Source organism: Pectinatus brassicae (assembly GCF_014201835.1).
Lineage (GTDB): Bacteria > Bacillota > Negativicutes > Selenomonadales > Selenomonadaceae > Pectinatus > Pectinatus brassicae.
This window is the reverse complement of the sequence record NZ_JACHFH010000022.1, coordinates 41,666-51,873: the sequence shown is the minus strand read 5'-3', so window position 1 is coordinate 51,873 and position 10,208 is coordinate 41,666. Positions and strand designations below refer to the sequence as shown.

12 protein-coding genes and 1 pseudogene are annotated in these 10,208 nt (G+C 34.0%); 11 read left to right on the top strand and 2 right to left on the bottom strand.

Translation table 11 applies throughout. The features are described 5' to 3' along the window. The 7 genes and pseudogenes from HNR32_RS09250 to HNR32_RS09220 all read left to right on the top strand — a co-directional run. A partial coding sequence (locus HNR32_RS09250; RefSeq protein ID WP_183861935.1) for an RNA-guided endonuclease TnpB family protein occupies positions 1 to 327 on the top strand: 327 nt, incomplete at its 5' end. 119 nt (positions 328 to 446) lie between these two features. After that, a pseudogene (locus HNR32_RS09245) lies at positions 447 to 770 on the top strand (DNA repair protein RecN); the annotation flags it as partial. Positions 771 to 793: 23 nt separating this feature from the next. After that, positions 794 to 1,345 (top strand): NUDIX domain-containing protein, encoded by a 552-nt coding sequence (locus tag HNR32_RS09240; RefSeq protein ID WP_183861931.1) that lies wholly within the window; start codon positions 794 to 796, stop codon positions 1,343 to 1,345. Between the two features lie 23 nt (positions 1,346 to 1,368). Next, positions 1,369 to 2,007 (top strand): site-2 protease family protein, encoded by a 639-nt coding sequence (locus tag HNR32_RS09235; RefSeq protein ID WP_183861929.1) that lies wholly within the window; start codon positions 1,369 to 1,371, stop codon positions 2,005 to 2,007. Between the two features lie 123 nt (positions 2,008 to 2,130). Next, the gene (locus tag HNR32_RS09230; protein WP_183861927.1) at positions 2,131 to 2,859 is read left to right on the top strand and encodes a segregation and condensation protein A; all 729 of its coding nucleotides are present in this window, start codon (positions 2,131 to 2,133) and stop codon (positions 2,857 to 2,859) included. Further along, positions 2,860 to 3,366 carry an SMC-Scp complex subunit ScpB gene (scpB, locus tag HNR32_RS09225; RefSeq protein ID WP_183861925.1) on the top strand — a complete coding sequence of 169 codons (507 nt, stop codon included), beginning with the start codon at positions 2,860 to 2,862 and terminating at the stop codon, positions 3,364 to 3,366. It abuts the gene before it with no gap. Between the two features lie 278 nt (positions 3,367 to 3,644). Further along, entirely contained in the window at positions 3,645 to 5,672 is a 2,028-nt protein-coding gene (locus HNR32_RS09220; RefSeq protein WP_183861923.1) for a methyl-accepting chemotaxis protein, read from the top strand. Between the two features lie 124 nt (positions 5,673 to 5,796). Here the strand turns inward: HNR32_RS09220 and HNR32_RS09215 are convergent, their stop codons facing one another. Next, on the bottom strand, positions 5,797 to 6,186 hold the full coding sequence (locus HNR32_RS09215) for a bacteriohemerythrin (protein WP_183861921.1): 390 nt from the start codon (positions 6,184 to 6,186) through the stop codon (positions 5,797 to 5,799). 133 nt (positions 6,187 to 6,319) lie between these two features. On the opposite strand from HNR32_RS09215, the gene HNR32_RS09210 reads away from it, so the two are divergent. Then, entirely contained in the window at positions 6,320 to 7,036 is a 717-nt protein-coding gene (locus HNR32_RS09210) for a metallophosphoesterase family protein (RefSeq protein WP_183861919.1), read from the top strand. Between the two features lie 60 nt (positions 7,037 to 7,096). Here HNR32_RS09210 and HNR32_RS09205 read toward each other — a convergent pair whose 3' ends face one another. Then, on the bottom strand, positions 7,097 to 7,510 hold the full coding sequence (locus HNR32_RS09205) for a peptide deformylase (protein ID WP_183861917.1): 414 nt from the start codon (positions 7,508 to 7,510) through the stop codon (positions 7,097 to 7,099). A gap of 188 nt (positions 7,511 to 7,698) precedes the next feature. Between HNR32_RS09205 and HNR32_RS09200 the strand changes: the two genes are divergently transcribed. The 3 genes from HNR32_RS09200 (at position 7,699) to HNR32_RS09190 (ending at position 10,201) form a co-directional block, all read left to right on the top strand. Continuing rightward, on the top strand, positions 7,699 to 8,037 hold the full coding sequence (locus HNR32_RS09200; protein WP_183861915.1) for a GrlR family regulatory protein: 339 nt from the start codon (positions 7,699 to 7,701) through the stop codon (positions 8,035 to 8,037). Positions 8,038 to 8,199: 162 nt separating this feature from the next. Next, positions 8,200 to 9,075 carry a LysR family transcriptional regulator gene (locus HNR32_RS09195; protein ID WP_183861913.1) on the top strand — a complete coding sequence of 292 codons (876 nt, stop codon included), beginning with the start codon at positions 8,200 to 8,202 and terminating at the stop codon, positions 9,073 to 9,075. Between the two features lie 124 nt (positions 9,076 to 9,199). Then, positions 9,200 to 10,201, top strand: a complete 1,002-nt coding sequence (locus HNR32_RS09190) for an HlyD family secretion protein (RefSeq protein ID WP_183861911.1) — start codon at positions 9,200 to 9,202, stop codon at positions 10,199 to 10,201. The last annotated feature ends 7 nt before the right edge of the window (positions 10,202 to 10,208 follow it).

Here is a 10,208-nt window from a genome sequence, read left to right as displayed (position 1 = left end):
GATGTTATCTGCTTAGAAGATTTACAAGTAAATAACATGCTGAAAAACCACAAACTTGCCCGTAGCATTATAGATGCCAGCTGGTCAGAATTTACCCGTCAGCTAAAATATAAAGCTCAGTGGTATGGCAAAGAAATAATGCAAATAGATAAATTCTATCCATCAAGCCAGCTTTGTCATAATTGTGGTTATCAAAACAAAGAAATAAAAGACCTTACTATAAGACAATGGGAATGTCCTGAATGCAACTCACATCATGACAGAGACATAAATGCCGCTATAAACATTTGCAATGAAGGATTAAGAATTTTAAACACAGCAGTGTAATGACATATATAAGAACCGTAGGAACTACGGGGATAGCCTGTGGAGATAATGTAAGACGTGAATTTTGCGCAACTATCTGTGAAGCAGGAACTCCGCGACTTTAGTCGTGGGAGGTTCAGGAAATTGACACAGGTATTGGCGGCAAGACAGCTCAGATGGTAGCAGAACGAATAGCCAGAATAGGTCTTTTTAAACAGGTATTATGCATTACACATTTACCGCAGATAGCCTGCATGGCTGATACCCAATTTTATATTGATAAATATACAGAAGATGAACATACAGTCACTAGAATTAAAAAATTAGTTGCCGGTGAACAGCTTAATGAAATTGCAAGAATGGCCTCAGGCAGTGATATAAGTGCAGCGTCATTGGAAAATGCAATGGAAATGCTGAATAATGCTAAGATGAAAAAAGGCAAATTAAAAAGGGAATTAACGTAAAAAATTGTAAGGGAGAATTGATTATGTACGAAGATCTTATCGAAAAAAAAATACACTCGACAGATGTATTTGATGGAAATTTGCTGCATGTAAAAAAAGATACCGTGGAATTGCCAAATGGACATAAAACATACCGCGAATGGATAAAACACCCCGGAGCTTCAGCCGTTATCCCCTATACAGCTGAAGGTGACATTGTAATGGTGCGCCAATATCGTTATCCAATTGAACAGGTAACACTGGAGATACCTGCAGGAAAACTCGATTTTAAAGGGGAAGATCCATTGGATTGTGCTAAGCGTGAATTGAGTGAAGAGACTGGTTATGCAGCACAAAATTATACTAAACTAATGACAATAGCAACTACTGTGGGATTTTCTGATGAATATATCCATATTTATCTAGCAGAAGAACTTACGGTGGGAAATATGCATCCCGATGATGATGAATTCATTAATTTAGTAAAATTACCTTTGGCAAAAGCAGTTGACATGGTATATAATGGTGAAATAATAGATGCTAAATCTGTTTCGGCTATTTTGATGGTTGATAGAATAAAAAATAATAAAAGCTAAATGTTTAGCGATAGGAGGATTTTATGCTAGGTTTTGGTCCCGAGATGATTTTTGGAATTCCGGGTCTTATTATTGCTTTGACAATACATGAATATGCACATGCCCGAGTAGCTACATATTGTGGCGATTTTACGCCGCGCATGCAAGGAAGACTTACCCTTAATCCATTGACACATATTGACCCGTGGGGCTTAATTATGCTGTTTCTTTTTCGCTTTGGCTGGGCACGACCAGTAATGGTGAATCCGCGTAATTTTCGTAATATGCGTCGTGATGATATTTTGGTTTCTGTAGCAGGACCTGTATCGAATATTCTTATGGCACTTATTGCGGGAATATTAGGAGCGTTAATTTATAAGATGGGTTATATGGAAAGTTGGCTGTATCAAATTATATGGATGACGATAATCTATAATGTAAATTTTGCGATATTTAATATGATTCCAATTCCGCCGCTTGATGGTTCGCGCATACTTATAAATATTCTGCCATATGAGATGGCTAGGCAATATGCCCAGATTGAACGGTATAGTATGGCGATATTTATTGGTTTTATATTACTGGCAAATACCCATATATTAGGAAGTATTTTAACTTTTTTCACAATGCCGATAATAGGTTTGATAAGAATTATAATGATGATGATTATCGGTGTGGGCTAAGTATCATCTAATAAAATAGTTATAAAAATAGTAGAAAATGATTTTTCTACTATTTTTATATAGAATATTAAGGATGAAGGGGCAGGGAAAAATTTTTAATAAAATTTATTCCTGGATTTAATTATGTCAGAAGAATATAAAGTGCGCTTAAAGGCTTTTGAAGGGCCATTGGATTTATTGCTGCACTTAATTGAAAAAAATAAGATAGATATTTATGATATTCCGATAGCAGTTCTCACTGAACAGTATTTGGATTATTTAAAACAGTTTAGGGAGTTTAACATTGAAGTTGCCAGTGAGTTTTTAATAATGGCAGCGACCTTACTGCAGATAAAATCGCGCATTTTATTGCCGGCAGAGGAAAAAGCAGAAGATGATGAAATAGACTTAGAAGATCCACGCCAGGAACTTGTTGACAGACTTATAGAATATCGTCGTTTTAAAGAGGTCAGCAATATTTTAAATGAACTTGAGGAAAGTCAGGCTCATTTGTTTTATCGGGAATCAATATTGCCGCCAGTGCAGCATTTACCTCCGCAGGGACTTGATATCAAAGTTTTGTGGGAAGCTTTTCAAAATGTGTTGGAAGGACAGCTTTCACAAAAAGTAATTCAGAAAGTCAGCAAAGACAAGTTTAGTGTGCAGGATAAGATGCTGGTAATTCTATCTTTACTGCAAAATAGTGTGGATTATATGATTTTATTTTCTGAAGTATTTTCAAATATAAACAATCGTCCAGAGCTTATAGCTTCTTTTTTAGCACTGTTGGAATTGATAAAGCTAAATAGAATAGATATAAAACAAAACTATTCTTTTTCACCAATATATATATATTTGAGAAATGAGGAATAAATGTTTTACGAAAAACTAAAGGCACCATTAGAAGCGATGTTATTTGTAAATGGCAATCCGTTACCGATAAATCAAATTATTGAGATATTGGGCATCGACAAAGAGAATGTAGAAATGCTTGTCAATGAACTGCAGGATGATATGATTAAGGCCAATCGCGGACTAATGATAAAAAAAATAGCTGATTCCTACCAGATGTGTACTAAGCCGCAGGTGTCAGGGTATTTGGAAAGACTGACGGAAATAACTGATAAAAAATTATCCGCACCGGCATTGGAAACATTATCTATTATTGCTTTTAAGCAGCCTATAACCAAGCAGGAGATTGAAAATATTCGCGGTGTTCGTGCCGACAGCATCATCAATAAATTATTAGAGCGTAATTTAATACAAGAAGTTGGACGGAAAAAAGTAGTAGGACGACCAATTCTTTATGGCACTACTAATATTTTTTTACAGTGTTTTGGGTTAAGTGATTTAAGTGATTTGCCGGCACTGCCGTTGTAAAAAAAGTCAATGGATTTTGTCCCGACCTACCATTTATTAGAGAAAAGTCTAGCAAATGGTAGGTCGTTTTTTATATTATAAATAGTATGAACTAATAAAAAATAATATCATATATCATATATTAGTATAACTATTAATATTGACTTTACAATAAATAATATGTTAATGTAAGACATTGCTTAATAAATACAATTTATGTTAACTGCTATATTTATTAAGCAGGATATTTGTTTGGGAGACAATAATTAGGGATGATAAGTAAAGGAAGGAAGTTGTAAATGATTCAGCAGCAAAATATTAAGTTTAGGGTATTAAAAATATTGATCCCTATGTTTGTTGTTTTTTTAGCGGTATTATCAATTTCAGGATATTATTTTGCTAAAAGTTCATTGCAGGATAGTATTAATGAAGCGGCAGAGGCTATCTGCAATGATTATGCTAAAAGAACTGAAGGTGATATGCAGGGGTTGATACTTAAATTATCGGGAATCGCCGAGCATCCAATAATTTTAAGTGACAATCTTGATGATATTGGCCCATTTTTGCAAAAACAAATACAGGAAAAAAAGAGTTTTGATGTCATTTCTTATATATCTTTAAATGGACAAGGCATTATGAGCAGCGGCAAACGAGGCAATTATACTGATAGAGATTATTTTAAAAAATGCGTACAGACACAAAAAGCCGTTGTTTCTAACCCCCTTGTTTCTAAATCAACTGGTAAATTATCAGTAGTAGTAGCTGCGCCAGTAAGAAAAGACGGACAATTTAATGGCGTTATTGTAGGCACGGTAGCTTTAGATCGCTTAAGTGATATGATGAAAAAGCTGAAGTTTTTACAGACGGGTTATGGGCAGATAGCTGATAATGCCGGTGTTGTTATTGCCCATCCAACTAGTCCTAATTTGGTGGGGAAATTAAACCTCAGCAGCACAACAATAAGCCCAGATTTAAAATTAGCTGATAAAGAGCTTGATAAAAATTTAGTGGATTTATTTATGCAGGCGCGTGATAATCATCAAGTGGCAGGAAAATATACTTTTGCCGGTAAAAAACGTTTAGCAGTAATGGCTCCAATAAATCTGCCAGGGGGGCAGCGCTGGGTAATATCAGTAGTTGCACCAGAAAGTGAAGTATACCAAAAGGTAACTCATTTAGGCTGGATGATGTTAGGGATATCGATACTATGCTTAATTATTGCAATAGGTCTGATAACTGTTTTAGCTAAGAAATTTTCTGAACCATTGGTAAAATTAAGCCAGGAAAGTCTATATTTGGCTGATGGGGACTTACGCGAACGTTCTCTGGATATAAATTCTAAAGATGAGATAGGCGAGCTTGCTAATGGTTTTAAAACCATGCAGAAAAATCTGCGTGAGCTTGTAACTAAAGTCAGCGGCCAGTCGGAAAATTTAGCGGCATCAAGTGAACAATTAACGGCACAGGCACAGCAATCGGCGCAGGCTGTTAATCAGGTAGCCGATTCAATTACTAAAGTTGCTGAAGGAGCTAACAATCAGCTGAAAGCTGCTAATGATACATCTAATGTTATGCGTGAAGTTTCACGACAGATAGACTCTACAGCTGACGCCAGCAATAAGATAGCACAGCATTCCAGTCAGGCTTCACTAAAGGCTGAAGAAGGCAGCAAAGCTATTAGAAAAGCAGTAGAACAGATGCAGCAGATACAAACTACGGTAGGAAAATCAGCACAGGTTATTGATGATTTAGGCGAAAGCTCCAAGGCTATTGGTCAAATTATTGAAACGATTTCTGATATTGCTGGACAAACAAACCTATTGGCATTAAATGCGGCTATTGAAGCTGCTCGTGCCGGTGAAAATGGTAAAGGGTTTGCAGTTGTAGCAGAAGAAGTAAGAAAATTAGCTGAACAATCACAAGAAGCCACAGAAAAAATTACCGATCTAATAAATAAAATACAAAATGAAACACAAAGTGCCGTCACCGCTATGAATTCAGGCACACAGGAAGTAGAACTTGGCACGAAAGTTATTCAAAATGCTGGTGATTCATTTAATGAAATTGTAGAGTTGGTAGAAAATATTTCTCAGCAGGTAAAAACTAATTCGCAAGCTATCCAAAATATGGCGGGTAACAGTAAAAAAGCAGCAGCCAGTGTAGTAACAATTGATGAACTCAGCAAAAAAGCGGCTGATGAAACACAGATGGTATCAGCTTCTACACAGGAACAATCGGCAATAATGGAGGAAATAGCATCTTCCAGCCAAAATTTGGCCAATCTTGCTACGGAATTACAAGCAGCAATCGCCCAGTTTAAATTATAATAAATAAGAACTTACTTAAAAAACATCTATTAAATAAAAAGCACCAATTCGTTCAGCTGCTAATAACCGGCTTTATTATTGCCCGGTTATTAGCTTGAACGACGGTGCTTTTTTTATGCCTATATTATTTAAGATAGGTTTCATGCTTTTTATCAATATTGCAAATATGGGTGATGACCCAATTCCTTAAAATAGTCATTAATTGATTGGTATGTAATAAGTTTTGTTGGTGTAACTTTTTATATTCGACAATTTTTAAAGAAAATTGATCATGTGCTCTTTTATGTTCTTCATAAAATGGATATCTTTTTAAAGTCATTAGTTTTTCTTCGGCACTAAAATGCTTTAAGGCATATTTTGTCAATTCGCTAAGCAGTTCAGGTATCTTTTCATTTCCTTTACCACTTTTCCTGCTCATGTGCAGGTTATTGACAAGTTCTATTAATTGTTTATGTTCGTTATCAAATTGTTCGATACCAACGCTGAAATTATCATTCCATTCGATTAATGACAAATTAATCAACTCCTTTTTATTTCCCTAAATAATTTAAACAGTGATGATTTTATTATAAAAATAATATTTATATAGATGAAAAGTATTATTTATAAATACGCTTATTTGATGGTATAATGAATATATAATAGAGATGGAAGCTGGTGAGGCTATGATTTACATAACAGGAGATATTCATGGAAAGGCAAAAGAGCGTTTTGAAAATTATATGTTTACTAAAAACGATATTGTCTTAATATGTGGAGATTTTGGTTTGCCATGGCATAATCCTGTTTCTGTCAGTGATATGTATCAGCTGGATTGGCTGGAGAAACAGAAAGCTGTTTTTGCCTATATTGATGGAAATCATGAGAATTTTTCTGTTCTTAATAGTTTGCCAGTTACTCAGTGGAATAATGGTAGGGTTCATCAGATTAGGTCCAATATTATTCACCTTATGCGCGGTGAAATATTTACAATAAATAATTATAGCTTTTTTTGTTTTGGCGGGGCTAACTCTATCGATAAGATGTATCGAGCCAGGAATATCTCATGGTGGGAAGAGGAGATATATAATGAAGCTGAATATAATAATGCAATTGGCAATTTAAAAAGATATGAGTATAAAGTAGATGTAGTGCTTACTCATACGGCACCTAAACAATTATTTTTGGATAATCCATATTTTATAAAGTATGCTCCGGCAATTAATCCAGAATTAACAAAAGATAAAACGAGTGATATGCTTACTATTCTATATCCATTTATTTCTTATAAAAAATGGTATTTCGGGCATTTTCATATGGAGTTTTTAAATAAGCAAAAAAAATGTCATTGCCTATATAAAGAGGTTGAAATTTTTCATTTATAATATATTGATACTATAAAAAACCTCTGTAGAGAAAAGTACAGAGGTTTTTCTAATGGAATTTTAAATTAAAACCCCATTGCAATGGTCAATTTCATGTTGGATAATTTGGGCAGTAAGTCCAGTAAATGTCTGTTTGTGTTTTTTGAAATTACTATCAAGATATGATACTACTATCGATTGATAACGAGTAGTATTTTTGCTGCCGGTAAGTGAAAGACAATTTTCTTCAGCTTTATAGGGTTTACTGGCTTTTTCAATAATGGGATTTATTAAAGGTATTATAATTTTGTCATCGATATTAACAGCAATGATGCGCTTATTAATGCCAATCATATTGGCAGCCATACCAATACAGGTTTTGTTGTATGAATTTAAGGTGTCAATAAGGTCAACTACAATTGGTAAATCTGACTTTATTGCCGGCTGGGATTTTTTTTGGAGAAAATGAATATCTTTACATATTGGTTTAATCATAAGAATCTCCTATAAAATAATTTTATGCTTATTGTTTATGTTAGATAAAGTTTCGTTGTTAAAAGAGAGAACTCCTCTAAAAATGGAACTATTACTTAAAATATCATAGATTTGCCACACTTTGATTTTGTGATGATGATATTATAAATATGTGAAAAATATATTTAATTAATTTTTAGATAAAAGAGGTGGTACACATCGAAAAATCACTATGGGCGGTAGAATTTTTATCGAATGTCGGAAAACTGGGGACAGGAATTGTTACTATTGATGGCAATGCCATATTTGGCGGGAATTCATTATATTATTATATAGGCGAATATAAATTAGAAAACGAAAATACATCTTCAATAATAGCAGTGACTAAATATGCAGCTGGTGAATCAGTATTTGGTGCAATTGCTTCTTTTAATTTATTATTAAAAGGTGTTTTTAGTACTGATAATATGTCATTAGTTGGGGAAATGATAGAAAACCCCCAATTTACGGTAAATGTTAATTTAAAAAAATTGCGGGATTTAATTTAAAAAGGCCGCGGGGTTATTCCCTGGCGGCTAATTTTTTTACTGTTTTTATAGCGTTACCTAGTCATTATATACTATAATAAAAAAAGATAAGTTTTATTATCATAAATGATATTATATCTAGAAAAAGTAATATCAATAAGAATATGAATGCGAGGATTAATCTTGCTGGACTTAAAAAAATTACATTATTTTATTACTGTAGCTAATGAGGCAAGTGTAACAAATGCCGCTAAAAAACTTAATATGACACAGCCACCGCTAAGTCATCAAATAAAAGTTTTGGAAAAAGAGCTTGGCGTAGAACTTATGCATAAGGTGGGGAGAAATATTGAGCTTACAAGTGCAGGGGCTATACTGCATGAACAAGGAAAAGAAATTTTAGAATCAATAAATATACTTGAGAAAAAATTACAGGATGTTCATAATGGGACAGCGGGAATATTAAGTATTGGCTCGGCAACATCATGGGGAGCACCATTTTTATCAGAGCAGGTATCTATATTTAATGAACGTTATCCGCAGGTACAATTTCGCTTTTATGATGATATGCAGCATAGTATTCTTTCTTTATTAGAAAAAAGAGTAGTAGACTTAAGTATAGTGTTCCCTCCTTTTAATCATAAATTATATAATTATATAGCAATGCCTAAAGAACCGCTTATTGCAGTTATGCGCAAAAAATGGGATACAGCCCCATTGAAAAAGACAACTACATTTGAAGAACTGGCTGATAGACCATTGATTATCAATATGAAAGCAGAGGAACATCTTACAGCTTATTATAAAAATAGTGAAATTAAGCCCAATATTGTTTGTGTTCATGATGATGTACGTTCGATGTTATTATTAGCAAAAACAGGACTGGGAATAGCACTAATTCCCAAAGCGGCAAATTGGGTTAAATATGAAGAAAATGATATGGTTTATAAAATAGTTGATCGTCCTACATCTCAAATAAATCCGCATATTATATGGCTAAAGAAATATAAATTATCTAATGTTGCGGATAAATTTTTAAAACTAATAATGGCTGAATAAAAAAACGAGAATGATTGATACATAAATTGTATTATTTCATTCTCGTTTTTGTATTATACATGTTTATTCTTATTTGGTATGATATGAATTATGTTCTTTAATTAAGCGGGAGGCATTATTATACATGCAAGGATACAGAAATTATATTTTAGCGGCTATTGTTTTTTTGTTTTTAGCGGCTGTCGTGCTTTCTGCAGGCTGTGGTTCTAATAATAAAGATAAAGTTATTTGGGGACGTTCAGATGCAACGGAAGTGGATATTAATACTAAGGTAGCTGGAAGATTAGTAAAACTTTTAGTAAAGGAAGGCGATCAGGTCAAGAAAGGACAAGTATTAGCATACATTGATAAGCGTGATATTGAGGCGCAAATCAATGAAGCTAAAGCCAAAATTAAAGCATTACAGGCGCAAAAAAAACAGGCGTCATTAACTACATTATTGCAAGGACAAACGACGAGTTTAGCGGTACAGGCATCTAATGCACAATTAGAAAAAGCGGAGTCTGACTTAAAGCTTGCTAGAAGTAATTATAATAGATATAATTCATTATTGTCGTCAGGTGCAGTATCAGAGGCAACAGTAGATACTTATCGTAATACATTGGAAGCAGCAGAATCTGCTTATAATCAGGCTCAAGCTAATTTAGCCAGTACAAATGCTGATTTATTGCAGAAAAATGTTGACGAAGCGAGCGAAGACAATGTTGATAAACAAATAGAACAAGCTCAGGCATCATTGCAGCAGATAGAGGTTTCTTTAGATGAAACGACAATTCGTGCGCCATTTGATGGAGTAATAAGTGCTAAATATGTAGATGAAGGAACGATGCTGTCAACATCTACACCAATTGTTTGTGTACAAAATCCGTTAGATAACTGGGTCAATATTAAGGTACCAGAGACAAATTTGTCTAAATACCCAGTAGGAACAGAAGTTACTTTAGCAGCTCGTAATGGTGATTTGAAACTTAAAGGTAAAATTGTTGATGTCAGCAAAAAAGCAGAGTTTGCTACCTATCGTTCGACAAGTGAACGAGGCGGGCAGGATATTATCACCTTTAATGTAAAAATACAGATAAATTCGCCTAAAATCAGACCAGGTATGCAATTTCATATTGAGGATTAGAAATTAA

Excerpts from the sequence above, each read along its gene's own strand:
- HNR32_RS09240 (WP_183861931.1), top strand. The coding sequence starts at position 794 with ATGTACGAAGATCTTATCGAAAAAAAAATACACTCGACAGATGTATTT.
- HNR32_RS09235 (WP_183861929.1), top strand. The coding sequence starts at position 1,369 with ATGCTAGGTTTTGGTCCCGAGATGATTTTTGGAATTCCGGGTCTTATT.
- HNR32_RS09230 (WP_183861927.1), top strand. The coding sequence starts at position 2,131 with ATGTCAGAAGAATATAAAGTGCGCTTAAAGGCTTTTGAAGGGCCATTG.
- scpB (WP_183861925.1), top strand. The coding sequence starts at position 2,860 with ATGTTTTACGAAAAACTAAAGGCACCATTAGAAGCGATGTTATTTGTA.
- HNR32_RS09220 (WP_183861923.1), top strand. The coding sequence starts at position 3,645 with ATGATTCAGCAGCAAAATATTAAGTTTAGGGTATTAAAAATATTGATC.
- HNR32_RS09210 (WP_183861919.1), top strand. The coding sequence starts at position 6,320 with ATGGAAGCTGGTGAGGCTATGATTTACATAACAGGAGATATTCATGGA.
- HNR32_RS09205 (WP_183861917.1), bottom strand. The coding sequence starts at position 7,510 with ATGATTAAACCAATATGTAAAGATATTCATTTTCTCCAAAAAAAATCC.
- HNR32_RS09190 (WP_183861911.1), top strand. The coding sequence starts at position 9,200 with ATGCAAGGATACAGAAATTATATTTTAGCGGCTATTGTTTTTTTGTTT.